The organism is Psychrobacter sp. YP14 (genome assembly GCF_003209315.1).
Lineage (GTDB): Bacteria > Pseudomonadota > Gammaproteobacteria > Pseudomonadales > Moraxellaceae > Psychrobacter > Psychrobacter raelei.
The window spans coordinates 1772469-1798382 of the sequence record NZ_CP029789.1 but is presented as its reverse complement, the minus strand read 5'-3'; the positions used below and the strand labels follow the sequence as shown (position 1 = coordinate 1798382).

Annotated in this window: 18 protein-coding genes; 17 read left to right on the top strand and 1 reads right to left on the bottom strand. The window is 44.5% G+C overall.

The window, feature by feature from the left end:
- Positions 1-304: 304 nt before the first annotated feature.
- From obgE to clpS, 6 genes are all read left to right on the top strand, one after another.
- Positions 305-1513, top strand: a complete 1209-nt coding sequence (obgE, locus tag DLE54_RS07395) for a GTPase ObgE (RefSeq protein WP_011960823.1) — start codon at positions 305-307, stop codon at positions 1511-1513.
- A gap of 149 nt (positions 1514-1662) precedes the next feature.
- Entirely contained in the window at positions 1663-2880 is a 1218-nt protein-coding gene (proB, locus tag DLE54_RS07390; protein WP_011960822.1) for a glutamate 5-kinase, read from the top strand.
- A 143-nt stretch (positions 2881-3023) separates the two neighbouring features.
- Entirely contained in the window at positions 3024-4130 is a 1107-nt protein-coding gene (gene hemE / locus DLE54_RS07385) for a uroporphyrinogen decarboxylase (RefSeq protein ID WP_011960821.1), read from the top strand.
- A 209-nt stretch (positions 4131-4339) separates the two neighbouring features.
- Entirely contained in the window at positions 4340-5407 is a 1068-nt protein-coding gene (gene argC, locus DLE54_RS07380; RefSeq protein WP_110816749.1) for an N-acetyl-gamma-glutamyl-phosphate reductase, read from the top strand.
- Between the two features lie 343 nt (positions 5408-5750).
- The gene (locus DLE54_RS07375; protein ID WP_110816748.1) at positions 5751-6557 is read left to right on the top strand and encodes a hypothetical protein; all 807 of its coding nucleotides are present in this window, start codon (positions 5751-5753) and stop codon (positions 6555-6557) included.
- A 38-nt stretch (positions 6558-6595) separates the two neighbouring features.
- A complete protein-coding gene (gene clpS / locus DLE54_RS07370) occupies positions 6596-7018 on the top strand; it encodes an ATP-dependent Clp protease adapter ClpS (protein ID WP_110816747.1) in 423 nt (140 codons plus the stop codon).
- A 183-nt stretch (positions 7019-7201) separates the two neighbouring features.
- Here clpS and spxB read toward each other — a convergent pair whose 3' ends face one another.
- Positions 7202-9013 carry a pyruvate oxidase gene (gene spxB / locus DLE54_RS07365; protein ID WP_110816746.1) on the bottom strand — a complete coding sequence of 604 codons (1812 nt, stop codon included), beginning with the start codon at positions 9011-9013 and terminating at the stop codon, positions 7202-7204.
- A 490-nt stretch (positions 9014-9503) separates the two neighbouring features.
- On the opposite strand from spxB, the gene mdlC reads away from it, so the two are divergent.
- The 11 genes from mdlC to DLE54_RS07305 all read left to right on the top strand — a co-directional run bounded on the left by mdlC (position 9504) and on the right by DLE54_RS07305 (position 25906).
- A complete protein-coding gene (gene mdlC / locus DLE54_RS07360) occupies positions 9504-11108 on the top strand; it encodes a benzoylformate decarboxylase (protein ID WP_110816745.1) in 1605 nt (534 codons plus the stop codon).
- A gap of 21 nt (positions 11109-11129) precedes the next feature.
- Entirely contained in the window at positions 11130-12074 is a 945-nt protein-coding gene (locus DLE54_RS07355; RefSeq protein ID WP_110816744.1) for an AEC family transporter, read from the top strand.
- Positions 12075-12495: 421 nt separating this feature from the next.
- The gene (gene clpA / locus DLE54_RS07345; protein WP_110816742.1) at positions 12496-15060 is read left to right on the top strand and encodes an ATP-dependent Clp protease ATP-binding subunit ClpA; all 2565 of its coding nucleotides are present in this window, start codon (positions 12496-12498) and stop codon (positions 15058-15060) included.
- Positions 15061-15300: 240 nt separating this feature from the next.
- Entirely contained in the window at positions 15301-16041 is a 741-nt protein-coding gene (locus tag DLE54_RS07340) for a uracil-DNA glycosylase (protein WP_110816741.1), read from the top strand.
- Between the two features lie 130 nt (positions 16042-16171).
- Complete coding sequence (tadA, locus tag DLE54_RS07335; RefSeq protein WP_227535015.1) at positions 16172-16729, top strand: tRNA adenosine(34) deaminase TadA; 558 nt, start codon at positions 16172-16174, stop codon at positions 16727-16729.
- A gap of 390 nt (positions 16730-17119) precedes the next feature.
- A complete protein-coding gene (gene cmk, locus DLE54_RS07330; RefSeq protein ID WP_011960810.1) occupies positions 17120-17818 on the top strand; it encodes a (d)CMP kinase in 699 nt (232 codons plus the stop codon).
- Positions 17819-18067: 249 nt separating this feature from the next.
- Positions 18068-19747 (top strand): 30S ribosomal protein S1, encoded by a 1680-nt coding sequence (gene rpsA, locus DLE54_RS07325; protein WP_011960809.1) that lies wholly within the window; start codon positions 18068-18070, stop codon positions 19745-19747.
- A 383-nt stretch (positions 19748-20130) separates the two neighbouring features.
- A complete protein-coding gene (locus DLE54_RS07320; protein WP_110816740.1) occupies positions 20131-20430 on the top strand; it encodes an integration host factor subunit beta in 300 nt (99 codons plus the stop codon).
- 81 nt (positions 20431-20511) lie between these two features.
- Positions 20512-21729, top strand: coding sequence for a hemolysin family protein (locus DLE54_RS07315; RefSeq protein ID WP_227535013.1), 1218 nt, complete (start codon positions 20512-20514; stop codon positions 21727-21729).
- A 292-nt stretch (positions 21730-22021) separates the two neighbouring features.
- Positions 22022-22513, top strand: a complete 492-nt coding sequence (locus tag DLE54_RS07310) for a hypothetical protein (RefSeq protein ID WP_011960806.1) — start codon at positions 22022-22024, stop codon at positions 22511-22513.
- A 135-nt stretch (positions 22514-22648) separates the two neighbouring features.
- Positions 22649-25906, top strand: coding sequence for a lytic transglycosylase (locus DLE54_RS07305; protein WP_110816739.1), 3258 nt, complete (start codon positions 22649-22651; stop codon positions 25904-25906).
- Positions 25907-25914 lie beyond the last annotated feature (8 nt).

Here is a 25914-nt window from a genome sequence, read left to right as displayed (position 1 = left end):
GTTTGTTGTAAAGCATTGGATGTATAAAAGTCAACTAAACTAGTGACTGGCACGATTTGCAACGGTACCCGATAATCGTTAAGGTTATCGGGTATCTTTTTTATTATTCGTTTTGATTGATAATGCTGTAGAATACGGCGTTATGATTTTTAACTTTATTTTTTAGAAAACCGTTCTATAAGATATTATTATTCTGCTAAGCAGGCCATTGACGTATTTTGACGTGACGTCAAACTAAGTTAAGCGGCCTGTCGTTAGTCCATTAAGATACACCAATTTAAGAGAACTTAAGGGAGCAAGACCAATGCGATTTATTGATGAAGCAATTGTTACTGTCAAAGCAGGGGATGGTGGTAACGGCATTGTGAGCTTTCGCCGGGAGAAATATGTACCCCGCGGCGGGCCAGATGGCGGTGACGGCGGTAAAGGCGGCGACGTATTTGTTGTGGCCGATGACAACACCAATACCTTAGTAGATTATCGTTACACCCGCCGCTATGATGCAGGCCGTGGTGAAAATGGTCACAGCAAAAACTGCTCTGGTAAGGGGGCGGATAATATCTATCTGCGGGTGCCTATTGGTACCACCATTGTGAATAATGAGACCGGTGAGGTGATCGGTGACTTAACAGAAATCGGTCAAGAGCTGCTAATTGCCAAAGGCGGTGATGGCGGTCTGGGTAACACCCATTTTAAAAGCTCAACCAACCAAGCACCTCGTAAGGCCACCTCTGGCTTCGAGGGTGAGCTAAAAGAGCTAAAGTTTGAGTTAAAAGTTGTGGCAGATGTCGGCCTAATTGGCCTACCCAACGCTGGTAAATCTACTTTTATCCGTCAAGTCTCCTCAGCCAAGCCAAAAGTAGCCGATTATCCCTTTACCACCTTAGTACCGAACTTAGGGGTGGTGGATGTGGGTGTGCACCGCTCATTTGTGATGGCGGATATTCCAGGTCTTATTGAGGGTGCCTCAGAAGGGGCCGGCTTAGGAATTCGCTTCTTAAAGCATGTGGCACGTACCCGCCGCTTACTGCACATTTTAGATATCAAGCCCATTGATGGTAGTGACCCGGTTGAGAATGGTAGAGTTATTCTTAATGAGCTTGAGCGCTTCTCACCTGAGCTTGCTAACTTACCGCAAATCTTGATTTTAAATAAGATCGATCAGGTGCCGGACGCAGATGAGTTAAATGAGCTGTGTCTGCATATTGTCGCTGAACTTGGCTGGACAGGCGCGGTATTTAGAACCTCTACCTTAACCGGTGCAGGCGTCGATGATGTCAAATATCACTTAATGAATGAAATTGAGCGTGAGCAAGAGCGTGAAGAAGAAGATCCGATGTTTGCTCAAGCGCAAAAAGAGAGATTTGAGCGTCTAGAAGCGGAAGTTCGCCTCAACACAGAAGAACAAAAAGAGGCTTATCGCGCTGCGCGTCGTGCAGCGCGTGAAGCGGCCTTTAATAATGAGCTAGATGACGATGATGACGATGGCGTGGAAGTGGTATACGCGCCTTAATTAATCCTTTAGTGGTGAGCTAAGCTTTCGCCTATAAAGCCTTGCTTAGTATCGCCAACACCAATGATATCGTATCGACCATCAATCAATGATAGATCACTGTGTTAACCAGCATATAACTATTCTATTCATCAATTTTGGGAAGAATTATGAGTGCTAAGAAGAAACCGAAAAATTTACACACCGTAAAGCCAAGTATCCCTAAGCCCACCGCTTTAGATGACGACCGGTTTGCTACAGAAGATCGATCATTTGATTTGCAGCGGATTATTGTAAAAATTGGCTCTTCACTGCTTACCAATAATGGTAAAGGACTTGACCGCACCGCCATTTATGAGTGGGCCAGTCAAATTGCCAAGCTACACAATCAAGGCAAAGAGGTAATTTTGGTTTCCTCGGGTGCTGTGGCAGAAGGTTTGGTAAGAATGGGTCTTGATGAGCGTCCCAAAAAGCTTGAGGCGCTACAAGCATGTGCTGCTATTGGTCAAATGGGGCTGATTGAAACTTGGTCTTCAGCCTTGATTCAAAGTGGGGTGCGTAGTGCTCAAATTCTATTGACCCATGATGATTTATCCAACCGGCAGCGTTATCTAAATACCGCCAATACTTTAGATAAGCTGCTGTCTTGGCGAGTGATCCCTGTTATTAACGAAAATGACACCATTACTGTCGATGAAATTAAGTTTGGTGATAATGATACCCTAGGCGCTATGGCAGCGGCTATGGTCAGCGCCGATTTGTACATCATCTTAACCGATCAAGATGGGGTGTTTACCGATAATCCACGCGAAAATCCCGATGCCAAAATGATTCGTCAAGAGCGAGCAATGGCAGATTACTTGTTTGACATTGCAGGAGAGGGCGGCAAACTCGGTAGTGGTGGTATGCTCACCAAAATTCGGGCGGGTCGATTGGCTGCGATGGGTGGTTGCCCGACTGTGATTGCCAATGGCAGTATCGATAAAGTCATTACCCGAGTGGTTGAGGGTGAGTCGGTGGGCACTTTATTAAAAACCAATCAGGCCGATAAGATTATTGCCCGTAAGCAGTGGCTCGCTGCGCATTTGCGTATGGCAGGCACGTTGTATATCGATGCCGGTGCGGTACATGCCATTACCGTACAAGGCAAGAGCTTATTACCTGTAGGCGTGGTAGATATCCAAGGCGACTTTGATGAAGGCGACGTGGTGGCTGTGGTGGATGAGACGACCAAAGAGCGTATTGCCGTGGGTCAAGTCAATTTCTCCTCAGAGGATGCGCAGCGTGTGGCGCGTAATAGAACCCATAACTTTGATAAAATATTAGGGGGTTCAGAGGAGCGCGTGGTTATGATTCATCGCGATGACATGGCCATATTAAATAAATAGTGGCCAATGAGCTAAAACACATGGCGTAATAAATAAAAGCGCCTAAAAGGTGCCGAGGGTGGCATAACCTGCTACCATTGTAAGGCAGTACGTCCGTTAACATGGCCATTTTGATTATAATTTAGGACTTTAAAGAGATACTAATGTCTATAATGAATTCTGATTCTGTTGAAAATACTCACAATTTTGCTCCTTTAAAAAACGATCGCTTATTAAAAGCCTTACGCTTTGAGCCCATCGACACCACGCCAGTATGGATGATGCGCCAAGCGGGTCGTTATTTACCTGAGTATAAAGCCACGCGAGCGGAAGCCGGCGACTTCATGAGCTTGTGCAAAGACACAGCGCGTGCCACAGAAGTCACCATGCAGCCTTTAAGACGTTATGAGTTAGATGCCGCCATTTTGTTCAGCGATATCTTGACCATTCCTGATGCTATGGGTCTAGGGTTATATTTTGAAACAGGTGAGGGACCGAAGTTTAAGCGCACGTTACGCACAGAGGCCGACTTTAATCAGTTAGAAGCCTTTAATGCAGCAGACTCACTAAGCTATGTTATGGATGCGGTAACCAGTATTCGTAAAGAGCTTAATGGCAAAGTGCCTTTGTTTGGTTTTTCAGGCAGTGCTTGGACCTTGGCCACTTACATGATTGAAGGCGGCAGCTCTAAAGATTATCGCTATACCAAAGGCTTGCTGTACAGCAAACCTGAATTTTTGCATCAAATTCTAGACCATATCACCACAGCGATTATCGATTATTTAGACGCCCAAATTGTGGCCGGTGCCCAAATTGTTCAGCTATTCGATAGCTGGGGTGGTGCGCTTGCACACCGTCAATTTGCTGAGTTCTCACATAAGTATAATAAGCGTGTGGTGGCCGAGCTAAAACAGCGTCATCCTGAAGTGCCTGTGGTGGTCTTCACCAAGGGCGGCGGCTTATGGCTTGATGTTCAGATGGACAGCGAAGCGGACTGCTTGGGCTTAGATTGGAGTATGCCACTAGATAAAGCCCGTGCTATTTTAGCTACTGGCAAACGCAAGATTGCTGTCCAAGGTAACCTAGATCCGGCCACTTTATACGGTTCACCTGAGTTAATCAGACAGTCAGTCAATGCCATGCTAGATGATGCCTATGCCGGTGGTGAGAAGACAGGCTATATTGCGAACTTAGGCCATGGCATTACTCAGTGGGTAGACCCAAAAAATGCAGGGGTCTTTGTGGATGCCGTGCATGAGTACAAGCTGTAACATCACAGCATTACAGTGATAAATTAAAACATTTACACTATAAAATAGGCTTATTTAGATAAGCCTATTTTACACTCAGTACTCAGTGGCTATGCTAAAACCAACAGGGACAGCCCAGCGTCTAGTTTATAAATATAGATCTCAAAGTGAGATTGATTAAGCATAAGATGGATTTTATTTAATTGACTTTCAAAACAGTAGGATAGGATATGTTACAAATAGCCATAGTGGGAGGTACCGGATATACCGGCGTTGAGCTTATTAGATTGTTATCTTCGCACCCAAAAGTGAACATCAAATGGTTAACTTCACGATCAGAGGCCGGAAAACCTGTGGCAAGCATTTTTCCAAGCTTAAGAGGCATCTCTGAGCTCACCTACAGTGATTTGGGTGAAGATACGTTATCGGCACTGACACAATGTGATGTGGTGTTTTTTGCTACCCCCCATGGTGTGGCTATGCAGCAAGCTGAAGCTCTAGTAGCGGCTGGGGTCAAAGTGATTGACTTGGCAGCTGACTTTAGGTTGCAGTCGTTACAAGACTTCGAGCACTGGTACAAGCATAAGCATGCTTGCCCAGATTTGCTCAAGCAGGCGGCTTATGGTTTGCCTGAAATTAACCGTGACGCGATCAAGTCTGCCAGTGTGATTGGCAACCCTGGCTGTTACCCAACCACAGCTATTTTGGGTCTAAAGCCAGTTATCGAGGCCCAAAACTTAGCGAGTGACGCTTTAATTGAGCCGCGCATTATTATTGATGCCAAGTCGGGGGTATCAGGGGCTGGCCGTCAAGCCAAGCTGTCACTAAATTATGCAGAAACCACAGATAACTTTAGTGCCTATGGCGTAGCAGGGCATCGTCATTTGCCAGAGATTGAGCAGGGCGTGCATGTGTTATTACAAAGCAAGTTCACCCAAAATATTCGATTTGTACCGCATCTGGTGCCTATGATTCGTGGTATGTTTAGTACAATTCATCTGGGATTAACCGAGGCCGGCTGTCAGCTTGATTTGCAAGCAATTTATGAGCAGGCCTATAAAGATGAGCCCTTTATCGATGTGTTGCCGGCGGGTGAATTTCCCGATACCCGTAGCGTAAGAGCCAGTAACCGTCTACGTATCGCCGTACATCAAAACAACAGTAACAAAGAAGCCACAATTTTAGTGGTGCAAGATAACTTGGTCAAAGGTGCAGCAGGGCAAGCAGTTCAGTGTATGAACGTGATGTTTGGCTTCGAGGAGTCGTTAGGACTTAATCATGTGCCCGTCGTGCCTTAGGTGATACTTTATAGGATAAGGGTTGTCTTAAACGTATGTTTTTTAAATAGATATTGCAGCATTCGGTCTGTTACTTAGGGTTTTTTGAGTCAGACCGCTTACGATAATCTCTTGATTAGTCGTCAGTTATGTATAAACTAAACCCATTTGGTACAGATTTGATAGCGATATATTTGCCGAATAGTTTATGCTTTATAACAGATTGATGATAGAAATATGTTATTGAAGCTAATCTGATGTTAGTTATTGCTTTAAGAGTTAGGTATAATACCTTGCCTTAAAATGGCCTTTAACTTTGGCTGCTTAACTAATTGCCGATTCATAAGATACGAGCCTAGAACACATGCCCACCGAAATCAGCAAATCCACTCCAAAAATTGTGAAGCGATCATCCTCTGGTGTGATGAGTCCGCTGATATTGGTCTTATTTGCGAGTGCAGTCTTGTTAACAGGCGTGATTGCCACTGCTTTTGGCCATAAATTTGGTTATTACCGAGGTTATCAGGCTTCGCAAAATGAAGCCAAGCTTAAAGGTGATGCTCAGCAGCTGACCGCTGAGGATATTAAAAAACTTAAGCTGAATGTAGAGTCGTTAACCAAACAGGTCAATACCGCCAAGCAAGAGCGTGACATCAGCCTAAATAACTTAGGTCAGATGCGCCAAGACATCCAAGATTTGGAAGTTAAAAATATGCAGCTTATCCAAGTAAACGATGTCTATGCTCAAAGCTTGGTTCAGCAAGGTGGCTTGCCGCTACAAGTAGTTGGCGCCAAGATGGAGCCGTTACCTGAGAATGCCTTTGAATACCGCTTTGATGTTGCTATGTTGGCCAAAGACGGCCTGCAGCACCGCTTAAAGCCCACTTTAACCTTGTTAGACGAAGACAGCTTGGTGGAAGTACCACTAGAGCCTAGTACCTATGATATTAAAGGCATTTCGCGTATCAGAGGTCGTTTTGTGATGCCAAGTGGCTTTAAACCTAAGCAAGCCAAGTTAAATCTAGAATCCAACGGTCAAAAAGTAGAACAAATCTACAATTGGCAGTTGTCAGCCCCGGTAGAAAAAATGCCTATGTCGTTATCTGAAGTGCCAGAAACCGACCAACGCCCTGTTAATGAAGGCAAAGGCAACACCCAGGCAAGTAAATAGGTTTTATTTGCCGCAAACTCAAAGATTATCAAGCCACTATGAAACAAAATAAGACGTTTATGGTCATAAGTCATAAGGGTGGGTCAGCAGACTGGCATCACCCAGCAACGCTGCCAATTGCTCGTCCTTTGAAGCTTATCGATGAGCATACACAAGAAGAGGGTGAAGTTGAGGTTTTGGTAGCAGAACCTGAGATTACTGAGCCGCCCATGTATGCGGTAGTCATGTATAACGATGACTATACGCCTATGGAATTTGTGGTGTATGTGTTGCAGTCTGAATTTCGCCATAATATGGACAAAGCGGTTGAGATTATGCTCAATATCCACAATCAAGGCCGTGGTATTGCCGGTATTTATCCAAAAGATATTGCAGAGACTAAAGCCAAAAAGGTCAACCAGACCGCTCGAAAAGAAGGCTACCCTTTGTTAACTCAGATTGAACCACATCAAAGCAGCTAATAATTAGCTGCTTTTTTTTGTGCGTGTTCTGGCCTATTTCTATTGTGGCCAACTATGTTGTCTATTTTGCTCCGTTCTCTATTTTGCTCCATGTTTTACAGGTTGTATCTTCTATAGCAGCTGATGTTGAGTAGGGTATTTTCAGCTTCAGCTGTGATGTTAAAGATGTGATGAGCGGTGCTTCTAAAAGCTTGTTACGCCATGACGATCTAATATCTCACCAAATGGCTCAAGTGCTTCTGCTTCAAAATGCTTAATAAATTTATCAAAATCAGCAATCACATCTGGCTCACCAGAGCGGCGATGCGGGAACTGTTCAACAGGCAGTAATCGCTCATTGGTGATTTTTATATCTACCAGTACCGGTTTGCCGCTGCGGGTGACTTGCTGAGCTTGTTGTAACACAGATTCAAGCTCCTCAGCTTTGTGTACGGTAAAGCCAGTCACTTGGAAGCCTTCTGCGACTTTTGCAAAGTCAACATTTTGTAGTTTAATACCCGAATGCGGCTGATGGGTATCATCTTGTTCGGCCTCGATATAACCCAAAGACTCATTGGTAAATACCAAGTTCATAATGGGTAGCTCATGCTCTGCTTGGGTGATTAGATCGGGTACCACCATCGCCAAGCCGCCATCTCCTGATAAGCTCCAGACCTCACGATCAGGGTACTCTAGCGCTGCGGCAATGGCGGCTGGCATACCAAAGCCCATGGTGGCATACAGCGGGGAAGTCACCTGACGACGTCCGCCACCTAAGCTGAGTAGACGAGCAACGGCAATATTAACATTACCCACATCCACACCAAACAGTGCATCTTTCGCCGCCATTTTGTTAATGACTTTGTATACGCTTTCAAAGCCAACAGGATTGGTGTTGCGCTCAGCACGTTTTGCAAGCCATGCATCCCATTGTTTTTTGTCTTCTACTGCCGCGGCGTACCAAGCCTGATAATCACTATCTTGCTGACGGGCTCGGGCAGACGCATAGTTTGCGCCGTCTTCGCCATAACGTTTTTTTGCGGCGTTAAGCAATTGACGCAAAAATGTCGGGACGTCGGCTAAGATACCAAGCTTAGTCTGGTGTCTGGCGCCAATGACAGAAGGGTTGAGGTTGACATCCACAAAGGTTGCCTCTTCTGAGAACATGGGGAATTCAAAATTGGTACCAGTAAAGAGCACAAAGTCTGCAGCACGGGCAACATCAACCCCAGGTTTGGTCGCCACGCGGCCAGTAGAGAGCATATAAAACTCTTCATCGCCCTCTAAAATGCCTTTTGCTAAATAGCTAGATACCATTGGCAGTTTCAATAAAGCAGCAAGCTCACGCAGCTCATCGGCTGCACCTTGGGCGCCGCGGCCAAAATAGACAATAGGGCGACTTGACTGCTCAAGTAAATCCAATACCTTTTCGACATCCTCCTCATTGGCAGGCAGTTGCCACTGCGGTGTGCTGTATTTTTGTGCAGAAGAGACGTAATTGTCCTCAATCTCCACCCAGCCAAAATCTTTAGGGATAACAATCACCGCCGGACCTTTAAGCTCATAAGCTTTGCGAATGGCAGTATCGATGATTTCTGGCAATTGCTCTGAGGTCATTACCGTGCGGTTATAGACAGCAGAACTTGCAAACATAGGATTTTCGGGCATTTCTTGGAAGTAGTCAGTATTCATCTTATCGCTTGGTACCTGACCGACAATGGCCAATACTGGAATATTATCCAGAGCGGCATCATGTAGCGGGTTTAATAAATGGGCAGCACCTGGGCCTGCAGAGCCTAGCATAACTGCAATTTTACCGGTCCACTTTGCCTCAGCCACCGCGGCCAGACCACCGACCTCTTCGTGACGAACACCGATATATTTAATCTTATCTCGCCAGTTATAAATGGCATTCATGGTTGAGTCAAGAGAGCCGCCAGGTAAGCCATATACCCGCTTAACTCCCCAATCGTTCAATACCTTCATCATGGCATCCGCACTTAGTATTTTATTCATGATTATCTCCTTATTTTATGGTTATTGATTATGGTCTTTGGTTATCTTAGGGCTAAAAGTAGCATCTCACTGTTACTAACCATATAGACATACTTTAAAAAATTGTAACCAAGGTGAGGGTTGAGGGCTATCAGAGTTTCTGACATTGCTTTTCGTCATCAATGCTTTAAAAACCGCTGTCTGTGTAGACCATCTGCTTATTTTAGCTTATTGCTGTTTATTGATTATTGTTAAGTAAATATTACATTAAAAAATAAAATAGTCGGTAACGAAAATTACTTTTTCATTACAAAAAATGTCATCCAGTTTTTTACAGATTGTTGTATAGTTTTCATCACTAAGATGCGGTAGTGCCTGTCAACAGCGGTTTTATATTGATTTAGTAAGAAACTGACGCACCTGAAGTGACGCATAAGAGTTTTCAGATCCCACCATTTATTTTTTTAATAAAATCTAAACATAGAGTTAAAATAACTAATAGGATAAATTTATGTCATCTAATCAATTAACAGTTCGAGATGTTGTTATTCAGGTATTACGTGATTTAGGGGTTAAGACGGTATTTGGTAACCCTGGATCAACAGAACTTGCCTTTTTGGGCGATTGGCCAGAAGATTTTGAATATGTGCTGGGTCTGCAAGAAGCGTCCGCCGTTGGTATGGCTGATGGTATGGCACGAGCCACAGGTCGTCCGACATTCGTTAACGTGCATTCAGCCGCAGGTCTTGGTAATAGTTTAGGTAACTTATTTACCGCCTATAAAAACCAAGTGCCTATGGTGGTGATGGCAGGTCAGCAAGGCCGCTCATTATTATCATCAGAGGCGTATCTTGCTGCAGACGATGCAGCAAGCTTCCCTAAGCCTTATGTTAAGTGGTCTGTAGAGCCGGCCACTGCACAAGATGTACCAGCAGCATTGGCACGCTGCTTTGAGATTGCGATGCAGCCTCCCTATGGTCCCACCTTTATCTCTGTACCTAATGATGATTGGGACAAGCCTTGTGACCCTGTTAAAGTCGTCGATGCCATTGGCTTTGGTCCAGCACGTCAACAGGGTCTTCAACGCGTTGCAGAGGCACTCTCTAAAGCAAAACGTCCGGCGTTAGTCGTGGGCACTGAAATCGATATTTTTGATGCGTATGATAATGCAGTGAAGCTTGCAGAGCGCACAGGCGCAACCGCATATGTTGCACCAGTAGTAGCAGCAGCAGCTTTCCCTGAAGATCATCCACAATTTGGTGGCTTCTTACCGGCTATTCCAGAAAATCTATCAAAAATGCTTGAGCGTCACGACTTGGTTGTCGTGGCTGGTGCACCAGTATTTACCTTCCACGTTGAAGGGGGTGCCGCCGTATTAACCAATCCAGATATTAAGGTGATGCAGCTAACCTCAGATCCAAATGCGGCTGCCCGTGCAAAAGCAGATCTAAGCTTGGTGGGTGAGCTTAACGAATCCCTTGAAAAACTGATTGAGCTATTACCAGAAAAACCTGCCGCTGATGTGGCCAAACCTTTCGCCATTGAGCGCAGCACGCCAGAAAAAGGGGACGGTAAACCTTCAGCTGCTTATGTGCTATCTAGACTCAGCGAGCTTATGCCAAAAGATGCGATTTTGGTAGAGGAAGCACCGTCTCACCGTCCTGCACTGCAAAAGAACTTGCCAGTGACTCAAAAAGGCGGTTTTTATACCATGTCAAGTGGCGGTCTGGGTTATGGTTTACCCGCATCAGTGGGTATCGGGCTTGCGCAAGATGAGCGCAAAGTGGTCGCAGTGATTGGTGATGGCTCAATGCAGTACTCAATTCAAGCATTGTGGACCGCAGCTCAGCATGGCTTACCACTGACCGTTGTCGTGCTTAATAACAGTGGTTATGGTGCACTAAAAGCGTTCTCAGACATCATGGGCACTTCTAATACCCCAGGTATGGACTTGCCAGAAATTGATATTACCCAAATTGCTCTCGGTTATGGTTGTAACGCCTCTAAGGTGGACAATGTGGATGAGTTAGATGAGGCGCTAAGCGCAGCATTAAATGACCCACGCCCTCATGTGATTGATGTCATTGTTGATCCTAATCAAGGTAACGTTTACTAAACCTAAAACCGGAGAAGCCACATGTTTAATATCATCGTTGGCGCCTTATTGCCCATCTATGTCGGCTTACTAATTGGTTACGTTGCCGGTAAGCGGGGTATGGTCGACAATCAAAACGTCAAAACCATCAATGTCATGTTAATGACCTTTATGGTACCGTTGACCATGTTCATTGCTATTGCACGAACCCCCCGGGATGTCATCATCCCGAACCTCACACTGATCTTAGTGATTGGGGTGTCGATGCTTATCTTATATTTAGCATCGCTATGGATTCAGCAAAAAGTATTTAAACTAAGCTTAGCTGAAGGGGTTGTGCAGTCGTTAACTATCGCGTTCCCGAACTATGCGTCAATTGGTATCCCGCTAACACTTCCGCTATTTGGTGATCAAGCAGCGTTATTGGTAGCGATAGCTATTGCGGCAGGTTCTATCTTTGTGACCCCCATAGCCTTGGCACAGTTAGCAATGGGCACCTCTGCTCCTGATGAAGAAGTATCGGTCAAAAAAGAATTTATTAAAGGCTTAATCGGAGCGGTGAAAACGCCTGTATTTTTCTTACCGGTTATTGGTTTGATATGGGCAATTATCGGTATTCCTATGCCTAAACTTGCTGCAACAGCCTTCCAGCCCATTACGATGGCGACGGGTGGCGTTGGCTTATTCTTAACAGGCTTATTACTATCTGCTCAAAAAATTAAAATAAATACCAACGTGTCAGTCAGTACCTTATTGAGTAACGTCATTCAGCCCTTATTGACATTTGGTATTGCGGTATTAATTGGTATTAACCATGAAGCAGTGGTACAAGCGGTTATCCTAATGGCCATTCCATCTGCGTTCTTTGGGTTGGTGTTTGGTGCAACCGTTAATGTACGCCCAGCAGTTTCAGGGGCGACGTTATTGGTATCGTCACTGATTGGTATTATCACCATATCAGTATTTTTGGGCTGGCTGGTACCTTAAGGGCTAACACGCTGCTTAAAGCCTTAAAAAAGTAGGCACTAAGCAGACAACTAAAGCTAAAAAAATCTCTTAGTACTCACGTGGGCGCTAAGAGATTTTTTTATTTTTGCTGTCAGTATTATTTTTAATCATAATAAAAAAGCGCCCTATAACTGTCTGAAATGATAGCCAAAAATTACGTATGTTTTGCGTATCTGATAAGTACAAAGTTTGGCGATAGGCTTGATTTTTATACTCAACAACCCTACCTAATGAGTATGTGCGTAAGATCATTGTGTCGCAGTTCATGGTGTGATCCATATTAATGGTCATTAAATAACCCCAACTTGGTGTTAACTTGCTATAGTTAGTTAACTGTCTATCAAACGTATATTTGTAATGATCTTACCTATTAAAAAATAACAATTATCAGGATACCTCTATGTTAAGTCGTCACCTCGAAGTTTCCTTGCGTCTAGCCATGACGCTGGCCCGACAAAAGTCACATGAGTATTTAACCGTTGAACATTTGTTGCTGGCTTTATTAGAAAACAATAATGCAGTTACCACCCTTAAATCTTGCGGCGCTGATATCAGCAGCTTGCGCTCGGATTTAGAAGCCTATATCGACAAACATACGCCAAAGCTTGATGCTGATCTTGAGCAAACACCGCAAGCAACCCAAAGCTTTGATCGTATTTTGCAGCGCGCCATTTTCCATGTGCAATCTATTGGCTCAGGCCGCCTAGTACAAGGCTCGGATATCTTAGTATCTATGTTCTCAGAGCATGATACCTATGCGGTATATTTGCTTAAAAAACAAGGTGTGAGCCGTCTTGAGCTGACTCAATATTTGTCACATGGCAATGAGGGTGATGAGACTCGTGAAGGTCCGTCAGACAATGAAGGCGCAGACCCTAAAGCCGCTCGTGCCAAAAAAGACCCACTGACTGAATTTGCGGTTAACTTAAATAAACGGGCCGCAGAAGGCAAAACGGATCCACTTATTGGCCGCTCAAGTGAAATCGAGCGTACCGCACAGGTACTTTGTCGTCGCCGCAAAAATAACCCGCTGTTAGTCGGTGATCCTGGTGTGGGTAAAACCTCTATTGCAGAGGGTTTGGCTTGGTTAATTATTAACAATAAAGCACCCAAACCTTTACAGGGCTGCGTGATTTATAGCCTAGATATTGGCTCATTAATTGCTGGTACCAAATATCGGGGTGACTTTGAAAAGCGCATGAAAGCTTTGCTTGATGAGCTTAAGAAAAAGCCCAATGCCATTTTGTTTATTGATGAAGTGCACATGATTATTGGTGCTGGCTCATCCATGAGCAGTAATATGGATGTGTCTAACTTAATCAAGCCTGCACTGGCCAATGGTGAGCTTAGATGTATCGGATCAACCACCTTTACAGAGTATCGTCAGGTGTTTGAAAAAGATCATGCGTTATCACGTCGCTTCCAAAAAATCGATGTCAATGAGCCGAGTGTGGATGACAGCATTGAAATCTTGCGTGGCCTAAAATCACGTTATGAAGAGTTTCATAATGTGAAGTACACAGATGCCGCTTTAGTGAGCGCAGTTCAGCTATCAGCCAAACACATTCATGAGCGCTTTTTGCCAGATAAAGCCATTGACGTGATTGATGAGGCAGGTGCTTATAAGCGTTTGGGCGTGACGCCAGATGCCGCTCAGGTTGAAGAGGAAAATCAGTTAATTGATGAGCTCAACAGCACAGATGTCAATGCGGTAGACTTAAGCGATGACGTTTTGGGTAACAAGACCGATTATGATGCCCAAATTGATGCTGATGAGAGCGGTTTAGACGCCGAAGCTGATGGTGATAATGAAGATGACGCTTTAGAGTCGGTAGAGTCTGACTTTGAAGATACGGATGAGGCATTGGATGATGAGACGCAAGCGGCACCTACAGTTATTGATGTAGAGGATATCGAAGCGATTATCTCCAAGCTTGCTCGTATTCCGCCAAAATCAGTGTCTAATGATGACAAGTCGTTGTTACAGCATCTAGAGCGTGATTTAAATCGCTTGGTATTTGGCCAAGATGAAGCCATAAAAACCTTGTCAGATGCGATTAAATTGTCTCGTGCGGGTCTAAAATCTGCAGATAAGCCGATTGGCTCGTTTATGTTTGCTGGCCCTACCGGTGTGGGTAAAACCGAGGTGTCTAAGCAGCTGGCGAATCTGATGGGCATCGAGCTGATACGCTTTGATATGTCTGAGTATATGGAAGCGCATACCGCCTCTCGTTTAATTGGTGCGCCTCCAGGCTATGTGGGCTTTGATCAAGGTGGTTTACTGACTGAAAAAATCAATCAGCATCCGCATTGTGTCTTGCTACTCGATGAGATTGAAAAAGCGCATCCCGATGTGTTCAACTTGCTACTGCAAGTGATGGATCATGGCTCGCTTACGGATAATAATGGCCGCGTTGCAAGCTTTAAGCAAGTCATCTTGATTATGACTACCAACGTGGGCGCCGAGAACATCAGCCGCTCATCGATGGGCTTTACTAAGCAAGATCACAGTAAAGACAACACTGAGGCGATGAATCGTGTGTTTACGCCAGAGTTCCGTAACCGTCTCGATGCCATTATTCAGTTCAACCCTCTAGATCCCTCTATTGTAGTATCGGTAGTAGATAAGTTCTTAGTGGAATTGCAAGCTCAGCTAGATGATAAGCAAGTGATGCTAGAGATTGATGATGAGGTACGTGAATACTTGGCTGAAAAAGGCTATGATCGCTTAATGGGAGCGCGTCCAATGCAGCGCTTGATCCAAAATGAGATTAAAAAGCCACTGGCCAATATGGTACTGTTCGGAGATTTAGCAGAAGGTGGTGCGGTGCATGTGACCTTAAGCGAGGACGTTTTTGACAGTGCTCTAGATGATGGCAGTAAGGCCGCTGCAGAAGGCAGTCGTATCTTACTTACAGTGGTCGAGAAGCATGGTCAGCGCGGCGTTGAATACGAAGAAGGCTAAATTTCAAATAGCCTAAAAGCGTTGTCATTGTTATAAATCGCAAAAAAGGGGCTAACCACTGAGTTAGCCCCTTTTTTATTTATATTTTTATGTGTGTTACTTTGAGCCCAAAAACCTCTCAAGCACACGTTTTTATTTTCAATAGAAAGTGGCTTCGCAGTGTGACAGGCGATGTTATACAATGGGCGCTATGATACATTTGATTGCCCATACCTAAAACAAATTAAAAAAGAGTCTACTATGTCATTAGTGAATGAGCCCAAAGGCCAAAAAAGTGCAGCCGAGAAGCAGGCCATTTTAGCCAAAGTTAAGATGCCAGAGGACTGGAAACAGGCCTTAGCAGATGAGTTGACCTCGGATAATATGGACAATCTGCGTGACTTTTTACGTCAAGAGTATGGCTCTGGCAAAAGTATATATCCCAAAGCCAGCCAAATGTTTAATGCCTTTAATTTAACCCCGCTATCGCAAGTTAAGGTAGTGATATTAGGTCAAGATCCTTACCATGGCCCAGGTCAGGCAATGGGGCTGTCTTTTTCGGTGCCTAAGATGATTCCGATGCCGCCCTCCTTACGTAATATTGTAAAAGAAATGGCCGATGATATTGGTACAGTCCCGCCCAAGCATGGGGATTTAACCTCATGGGCTGAGCAGGGCGTTTTACTACTAAATGCCTCGTTGACCGTAGAAGAGGGCATGGCAGGCAGTCATCAGGGTAAAGGTTGGGAGCAGTTTACCGATGCGGTCATTGATGTGGTCAATCAGCAGACCAATAATACGGTCTTTATCTTGTGGGGCAGCAAAGCCAAACTTAAAGGAAAGTTCGTTGACACTGATAAGCATTTGGTGCTCTCTGCGGTGCACCCTTCACCTTTAGCGGCCAATAGAGGTGGTTTTTTTGGCAGCAAGCCTTTTTCAAAAACCAATGATTATTTGCAGCAGCATGGCAAGACTCCCATTGATTGGCAATTACCGCAATAAGTTTAAAAATAGCCTAAGCATTTAATGGCTAATATAAGGCTCAATGCGCGTGGTTATCTTTGTGCTTTGATTGGTCTAAGTTTTATCTATTGACTATTTATTTTATTTGTAACTTATGACGGTGACTGCTGTGAATTTATTGACGCCTCATAGCGCTTTACTAAGTGAGGCCTACCCTGGTGATCTAACCGCTGCTAACTATTGGCTACTCTCTGATGTGGGCTTTATGCGCCGAGCTTTAGCCTTGGCGCAGCAAGGCGCAAGTCAAGAAGAGGTGCCGGTGGGCGCGGTTTTGGTGTGTGACAATAAGATTATAGGCGAGGGGTTTAATCAGCCCATTACCACAAGCGACCCAACAGCTCATGCAGAGGTGGTGGCTTTGCGCTGTGCCTGTCAGACGCTGCAAAATTATAGATTGCCGCCCAACACCACCTTGTATGTCACCTTAGAGCCATGCACCATGTGCCTTGGAGCACTGATACATGCTCGGCTAGCAAGGCTGGTCTTTGCAACTTTTGAGCCGCGGGCAGGTATGGTAGGCAGTCAACTGAATTTAACCGAAATGGACTTTTACAATCATAAAATGCAGGCGTATTCAGGGCTACTGCAGCAGCAGAGCCAAACCCAGCTGCGCTCATTTTTTCGGGCCAGACGTGGCAAAAAAAAGCCTCAAAAGCAGTCCGATTAAAACCGCAATGATAAAAATTGCAATGATAAAAAGCCTTAGCGCATTAACAGTAGGGATGCATCTGTTAGTTTAAGGTATTGGTCATTGCACATAAATGAACTCAGGCTGCTTGCCTATACTTTACTTATGCTCTGATCCATACTCTTGACCAGACTTTTAACCAAACTCTTGCCCATACTAAGTTAAATGCGCAAAAAATTCTAAAAATTAACTAGTGATGCTTACTATATTTTGTTATAATCTTGCACTATTTGCGTTTGGCTGCTGAATAAAGCGGGTAGATGGCGGCAAATACGCGCAAGAAAAGAGCTTATTTTGCGGACTTGCTTAAAAAATAATTTAAGCCCAAGCCATTCATTTGATAAAATAAAAAGTAGTAGGTGATACCTCATGAGCTTTCCTGTTATTACCATTGATGGCCCAAGCGGCGCAGGAAAGGGCACAGTTTGTCTAAAACTGGCACAAGCTTTAGGGTATCGACTATTAGACTCAGGCGCCCTATACCGTATTGTCGGTCTCAAGGCATTTGAGGCAGGTCTATTAAATGAGTTATCTTTGACTGAGCAAGTGGTGGCCGATATTACTGAGCTTACTCAAAGCTTGGATATTCAGTTTTTGCCACGTGACACAGGTGACGTAGATATTGTGGTTGATGGCGTTAATGTCGCCGGTGAAATCCGCAATGAAACGGTCGGAGGCTATGCCTCAAAAGTTGCCGCTTTGCCTAGCGTGCGAGAAGCGCTACTGGCTTTGCAAAAGAACATGGCCAATGAGTCCGGTTTAATTGCTGACGGTCGTGATATGGGAACTGTGGTGTTTCCTAATGCGGATGCCAAAGTTTATTTGACAGCCAGCGCTGAAGCCCGAGCTGATCGCCGAGTGGCTCAGTTACAACAAGCGGGTGAACGTGCAGATTATGCCGCCATATTAACAAGCATCCAAGAAAGAGATGAGCGCGATGAGAATCGCAGTGTTGCTCCGTCCAAGCCCGCTAAAGATGCTTTGGTATTGGACAGCTCAAGCATGAATGCAGACGATGTGTTTGCCCAGATTAAAAAGTTTTGTCAGCAAAAAGGCATAAGCTTTTAAGATAAAAATTGCTCTATAAGCGATTTTTTGCAGTACAATTGACTTATAAGCAGTCACTTATAGGTTATTTGCAGTACCCATTAGCTTTTAAGGCTTTGGCTTAATACATACCGTGTTTGGCTTAAGGCGCTTAAAATAACATTTTTTTTAAATGAAGATAAAAAGAGCAAAACCAGCGTCAATCTTTTATCCTCATTAACTTGAACCGTACTGTGCTGGACAGGATACGGCTATATTAAGGTAATCATAATGGAATCATTTGCTGAACTATTTGAAGCGAGTCTAGAAGAGCAAGGTCTTGATATTGAGCGTGGCTCAGTAATCAGCGGTGCTGTTGTAGCAATCGATAGCGATTGGATTACAGTTGACACTGGTTTGAAGTCTGAGGGTGTTGTTGCTCGTGAAGAGTTCTTAGACGACAATGGCGAGCTTGAAGTAGCAGTGGGCGATAGCGTTGATGTTGTTGTTGAAGCTGTTGACAACGGTATGGGTCAAACCCTACTGTCACGTGAAAAAGCAAAACGTGTAGAAACTTGGAACGCGCTTGAGAAACTATTTGAAGGCGATGAAATTGTAAAAGGTATCATCTCAAGCAAAGTTAAAGGCGGTTTTACTGTTGATGTAGGTTCAGTACGCGCTTTCTTACCAGGTTCATTAGTTGACGTTCGTCCTATCCGTGACACAACGCACCTTGAAGGCAAAGAGCTAGAATTCAAAATTATTAAACTAGATCAAAAACGTAACAACGTTGTTGTTAGCCGTAAAGCGGTTATGGAAGCTGAAAACTCAGCTGAGCGTGAAGAGCTACTTAATAAGCTTGAAGAAGGTATCGAAGTTGAAGGTATCGTTAAAAACCTAACTGACTACGGTGCATTCGTAGACTTAGGTGGTATCGACGGTCTACTACACATCACTGATATGGCATGGCGCCGCATCAAGCACCCATCAGAAGTGGTTGAAGTGGGTCAAGACCTTAAAGTTAAAGTACTTAAGTTTGACCGTGAGCGCAACCGCGTAAGCCTAGGTCTAAAACAACTAGGTACAGATCCTTGGGATAACGTTGGCGGTACTTACCCAGTAGGTAGCATCGTTAAAGCTCGCGTAACTAACCTAACTGATTATGGTTGTTTCGCTGAGATCTCTGACGGTATCGAAGGTCTGGTACACGTATCAGAAATGGATCACACCAACAAAAACATCCACCCATCTAAAGTCGTTCAGATTGGTGACGAAGTTGACGTTATGATCCTAGATATCGATGAAGAGCGTCGTCGTATCAGCCTAGGTATCAAACAAACTCTACCAAACCCATGGGAAGAGTTTGATAAGAAATATGACCGTGGCGATAAGCTAACGGGTACTATCAAGTCAATCACTGACTTTGGTATCTTCATCGGTCTTGACGGTGGTATCGATGGTCTAGTTCACCTATCTGATATCTCTTGGAACGAAGCTGGCGAAGAAGCTATCCGTAACTACAACAAAGGCGACACTGTTGAAGCGATGGTTCTATCAGTTGACGCTGAAGCCAACCGCATCAGCCTAGGTATCAAGCAGTTAAGCTCTGATCCATTCAACGAGTACCTAGTAGGTAACGACCGTGGTTCAATCGTAACTGGTACCGTTAAAGACGTTGACGCTAAAGGCGCTACAATTACTTTAGCAGACGAAGTTGAAGGTTACTTACGCGCATCAGAAATCCAGCGTGACAAAGTTGAAGATGCAACTAAGCATCTAAACGTAGGCGATAGCGTTGAAGCGAAAATCATCAGCGTTGATCGTAAATCACGTGGCATCAGCTTATCAATCAAAGCGAAAGATGAAGCTGAAGAGCGTCAAGCGATTAAAGAGCTTGGTAGCACTCAAGCTGCTCCTGAAGCACAGCCAAAAACAATTGGTGACTTGATCAAAGAGCAAATGCAAGACTAATATTAGAGTGCTATTTAGCTAAATAGCTTCTAAGGTACACGTTATTGATAACGTAAAAGTCTAAAGAAAAGGAGTGGCCAAAAGGCTGCTCCTTTTTTAATGCAAAAACTTAATAGATTGCCTCAATATTTGGCCTAAATTGTTAAAAAGTCTAATATTAGTTCCACAGCAGCCAAAACTTATGATTTAATATCAATATAGACTATGAAAGTTAGAATATTCATAGTTAAATCATAAGTCTATTTAAGGCATATGATATTTGGTGAGTAAAATAGCCTTTACTGCGCGTAAGGCATTTGCTTAAAATTTGTTAAAGGACTAGCGATTTAAAGCAGTTTAATACAATTGTTTTTCATACTATTATTTATTAAGGTCACATGGATATGACAGAAGTTATAAATAAATCAGATTTAATACAAGATGTTGCCGCTCGATGCGACTATATGGCAGATTCAGATGTAGACAATGCCGTCCGTGAGATATTAGAACTGCTCTCAGAGAAGCTCATCTCAAATAATAGAATAGAAGTGCGCGGCTTTGGTACCTTCTGTTTGCATCACAGAGAGGCGCGTCAAGGTCGTAATCCTAAGACCGGCGAGATGGTCTTGGTTCCCCAAAAAGCCATTCCTCACTTTAAACCCGGTAAGGCGTTACGTGAAGGGGTTAATCATAAATGCATGTAAACTAGTTAAGTTTAGTGATATCCTGTTACTTTTCTTCTTTATGTTTAACGACATTTGGTTCAACTACATTAGGTGTTTGACTTGAAAGCTCGATTTAGAACATCACCACGCTTTACCCGTAACACTGTATTTTTAATCGCTTTTATTACCTCAATACCACTAGTGGCTTATGCTGCTGGTGGTGCCATAGATGCACCCGTGCAGACTTTTGCTTATGGGGTGCATTTGGTGCTACTTATTGCCTTTATGGTATTGTCGGTGTTTGTGTCCTTTATCTGCTCGGTTTCTGAGGCAGCTTTATTGACCATGACACCCTCTTATGTGGCTTCTATTGCAGAAGAAAACCCCACAAAATCAGCGATGTTAAAAGAAGTTAAAGTCGATAAGATTGATCAGTCTATCGCGGCTATTTTGACCTTAAATACAGTGGCACATACGGTCGGTTCTTTGGGAGCAGGGGCTCAGGCCACTATCGTTTTTGGTAGTGAGTGGTTTGGCGTGTTCTCAGCCTTTATGACCTTGCTGATATTGGTCGGTTCTGAGATTATTCCTAAAACCATTGGTACGGTCTATTGGCGTCAACTTTCAGGTCCAGTGGCGTATTTTGTTAAAGCCATTATATTCTTGCTGTATCCGCTTATTTGGTTCTCCGAAAAAATCACCACTTTATTGACCCGTGGCAAAAAGGCCAATACCTTTAGTCGTAATGAGTTTGCTGCGCTTGCTAGTGTGGGTGAACAGTCGGGTCAAATTGATCCATTAGAGTCAAGAATTATCCGTAACCTGTTGGCATTCGGTGCGATTAAGGTTGAGGATATCATGACGCCGCGCTCAGTCATGCATGCGTTTAATCAGTCGATTACGGTTGCTGAACTATTGGCCAATCGTCCTAAGCTGATGTTCTCAAGATTGCCCATTTATGATGAGGACTTAGATAAGGTGACCGGCTTTGTTTTAAAGTCGGATATTTTATTGGCCAAAGCTAACAATCATATGGATAAGCCTTTAGAGAGCTATAAGCGCGAGATTACCTTTGTATTCTCCAAAATGAAGCTGTTTGATTTATTAGATCTAATGCTCAATAGCCGCATTCATATTGCAGTGACTGTGGGCGAGTATGGTGAGGTCAAAGGTTTGGTTACTTTGGAAGATGTGCTTGAGACCTTATTGGGTCTTGAAATCGTCGATGAAGTCGACCGCGTTGAGGACATGCAGGTACTGGCGCGTCAGATGATGCAGCGCCGTTCAGCGAGGTTAGGGATGTTGGTAGAAGATGATGATACGCCGATAGACCCTTAAAGCTAAGTGGCATCTTAGTGCCTATGTTTTATTGACCCAATAAACATTAATCGACGTCATCAAGCAAAGCTGATTTTTGTGACCAAATATTACAAGCCGTTAATATTTACCTAGGATGGGGTTAACTTAAGTATAGTACCATAAGGGTGCATTACAATTTATAGGCATAAAATTCATCCAGATGGATACATAAATATCAGCCAGTTAAGCTCATTTAGCCGAAAAATTGAAGCTATGAACTCACAAAGTTAAGCAGGTTTTTATAACTGTTTACAACAATAAGGAAGTCTCTATGCTAAAGGGTCTATTTAGCTCAAAAAAATCAATGTCAGCCGTGCTTGCACCTGCAGCTATGGTCACCGCGGTCAGTATGGTAGCCACTGCTGCCCAAGCCGCCCCATTAACTGAGGCCGCCGTGCAAAGCTATGCGGCACAGATGAAGCAAGCGGCCAATAGCGAAAACCTAAGCTTGGTCTCAAGTTTAGTGGCAGATGAAGCCTTAATTTCATTGTCTCGCCGTGGTAAGACCACAAGCCTTGATAAAGCGGCCTATTTAAAGCTGTTACAAGACAGTTGGTCAAAATCAAGCAGCTATACCTATGATATTAATATATCTAATGTGGTCATCAGTGGAGATCAAGCAAAAGCCGATGTTAAAACGATAGAAACTTGGGTCAGAGATGGTCAAAAAAGAGTATTGACCACCACCTCAAGAGCGACGCTCAAATCAGGTGCTAATAATGCGGTACTGTTAAGAGCCGTCTCACAAGTGACTATTGAATAGCTGCTCAATTCATACTCGATAGCTATGAAATAGCAGTAATGAAAAAGTTTGTATTTTGTGCAAGCTTTTTCGCATTATATTATATACCTAATTGTCTTAATAAAATTTCACTTCTTACACTGGGTTGTTATTGTCATGAACTTTAGAAAAACCTCCATTCGATTTTGTAAACTGCCGTTAGTAGTGGCGATAGGCTCTGTTATTTTGGCAGGGTGTAATAATACAGCGCCTCTACAAAGTGGTACGGCACAGGGAACTCGTATCCCTGTGGCACAAAACGAAGCGGTGTCTAATGTGCCAGCTACCGATGGCTACAGCACAGCATTATTGGACGATGACAGCTTAGATGAGCTTGAAAACCTATTAGAAGCCACCGATATGAAAATGGTGGAAGATGACAAGTTGGCCATTCAGCAGTATGGTAACTTGTGGGACCGTATGCGTGCCGGTTTCCGTATCGATCAAAGCCAATATGGCTATGGCCAACAGCAGCGTATTGATGCACAAAAGAACTGGTTTATTACCCGTCAAGACTATATCAACCGTTTAACCGCCCGTGCCAGTCGCTACTTATACCACACGGTACGTGAAGCTGAGCGCCGCAATATCCCAACTGAGCTGGCGCTACTTCCGGTCATTGAGAGCTCCTACGATCCAACCGGTACTTCTAACGCGGCGGCTGCAGGCTTGTGGCAGTTTATCCCAAGCACAGGCCGTATCTATGGCCTAACCCAGACGCCTACTTATGACGGCCGACGTGACGTTATTGAATCCACCCGAGCTGCGTATGACTTCTTGACCTCGCTGCATAACCAATTTGGCAGCTGGGAGCTGGCCTTAGCCTCTTATAATGCGGGCCCAGGCCGGGTTCAAAAGGCGATTGATGCCAACCGTGCCCGCGGTCTGCCCACTGACTTTTGGTCGTTGTCACTACCGACTGAGACCATGCATTATGTCCCTCGTTTTATGGCCGTGGCTCAGATCGTGAAAGACACGGGTCAATATAGTATTTATTTGCCTGCCATTGCCAACCGTCAGCATTTTAGAAGTGTGCCGGTCAACTATGGGGTCAGTCTAAATGAAATCTCACAAATCACAGGGGTGAGCTATGATGAGTTAAAAGCTCTTAACCCTTCATTGACCAGCGGCCGTGTAGATACCTCAGGTCCAAACCGAGTGATCATTCCAAACCAAGTGAATATCTTGGTTGACTCAAAAATCAGTAATCTCAATGGGAATGGTGGCACTATTTTAGCCAGTAACAGCGGCAGTAGCAGCTCCCCTTATAGCATTCCAGATTCACAATATCAGGTATTGGCCAAATCGCCTGAAGGCTTGGCTGAGTTCGCCAATAAAGCACGTGCGCCCACCCAAAACAGCAGCTATATTGCGCCAAACCCTACCGTTTCATCAAGCTCAACCTTTAAAGAGCCCCCCATTAGTGAAAGTGAGAAAAAGCGCATTGAGTCAGAGTTTGCTCGTTCAAATACACTGCCCACGACTTCTGCTCAGTTAACCCGTAACGATACCATCGTTCAAGAGCCGCCTTTATCTGCTGAAGAGAAGAAGTTTATCTCGCAGCAAATTCGCCAGCAGTCACCTGATGTGGGCGAGGTGGTAAGCTCAGTGGATGGTAATATTAAGCTTGAAGCCATTCAGACTCAGCAGTCTATTTTAGAGGCACGCGGTGAAGAGAAGAAAATTAGCTTTGATCGTCCAACTGCCTCGCAGCAGCAAGTAACACCACCAAAGCCAACCGGAACACGAACCGTTTATACCGTAAAACGTGGTGATACCTTGGTAAATATCGCCTCACGTGCGGGTCTAAATTGGCGTGATATTGCTGATTGGAACCAAATTAACCCCAACTCTACATTACTTGCGGGCACCAATTTATATTTATACAATGCCAAGCCGATTGCGCCTTTAGATTCTGCCTCTGCCAAGCCGGATACCACGCAAAGTGGCGCGCAGCCTAACACTTATATTGTGCGCCCAGGCGACACTTTAATTGGTACGGCCAACCGTGTGGGCTTAAACGTATCCCGTCTGGCAAGCTATAACGGTCTATCGACCAATGCTCAGCTACGCGCAGGTCAGAAGCTCTGGCTAATCCCTGGCATGGTCAAAACCAATGACACCAGCCCTGCTGCCTCAAGCAGCTCAGATGCCGTTTATAAAGGCAAAACAGAGACGTATACGGTGAAGCGTGGTGAGGGCTTAATTGGTCTTGCTTCTCGCTTTAATATTCCAGTCACAACTTTAGCGGCAATGAATGACTTAAGTCCAACAGAGCAGTTGCTAGTCGGTCAGCGTCTGACAGTCCCTACAGGCACAGCGAGCAGTAGCAGCTCAAGCTCATCGAGCAAGCCGGCCACCTCTAGCTCAAGCAGTAGCTATACGGGTGAGACTACCCGCTACACCGTACAATCTGGTGATAGCTTAATTGGTATCGCGAATAAGCTTGGTGTGGCCCATACTCAAATTGCGGATATAAATAACTTCTCAGCGACCACTCAGCTACAGCGTGGTCAAGTGATTAAGCTGCCTGTGACCAAAGAACAAGTCGCGCGTGGCTTAAATAATCAAAGTATCAAATACAAAGTACAGTCTGGTGATTCGCTCACAGCACTGGCCAATAAATACAATATGTCTATCGCTGATTTGGCCAAAGCCAATAACTTGGGGGTAACCTCAAACCTATTTGTCGGTCAAGTTATTACCATCCCAGGCAGTGGAGCAGGCTCATCGTCATCAAGTAGTGCAAGCTCATCGGCAAGTAGTTCAAGCAGCAGTTCGAGCTCAAGCAGTAGTTCGAGCTCAAGCAGTAGTTCGAGCTCGGGATCAAAGCCTAACTATACCGGTACCTATAAGGTGCAGGCTGGTGATGGCTTAATCAACTTAGCACGTGACTACGGGGTATCGACTGCAGATCTAGCTGCGGCTAATAATATCAGCGCCACCGCAGGTTTATTTGTAGGCCAAACGCTCAAAGTACCTAATACCAAGGCCAACAACTCAAGCGCTGCGTCAAGCTCAAGCCGTGCTTCAAGCGCCAGCAGCTCGGCGACTTCGGCAGCTGCAGTCTCTAGTAAAGGTGGCAATTATACGGTTAAATCAGGTGATTCTTTAATTGGCTTGGCCAACCAAAATGGCTTGAGTGTGAGTCAATTGGCCAGCGCCAATGGCTTAAGTTCAAATGCACAGTTACGTATCGGTCAAAAAATCACCATTCCGGCGACCACCACCACGTATAAAGTGAAGTCAGGAGATAGCTTGATTGGTCTGGCCAAAAAATATGGCATGACCCCAGAAAAATTCGCTGAGCTAAACGGTATCAGTAGCACAGCTATGCTACAGCTGGGCCAGACTCTAAAAGTACCTGTTCAATAAAAAGGCTT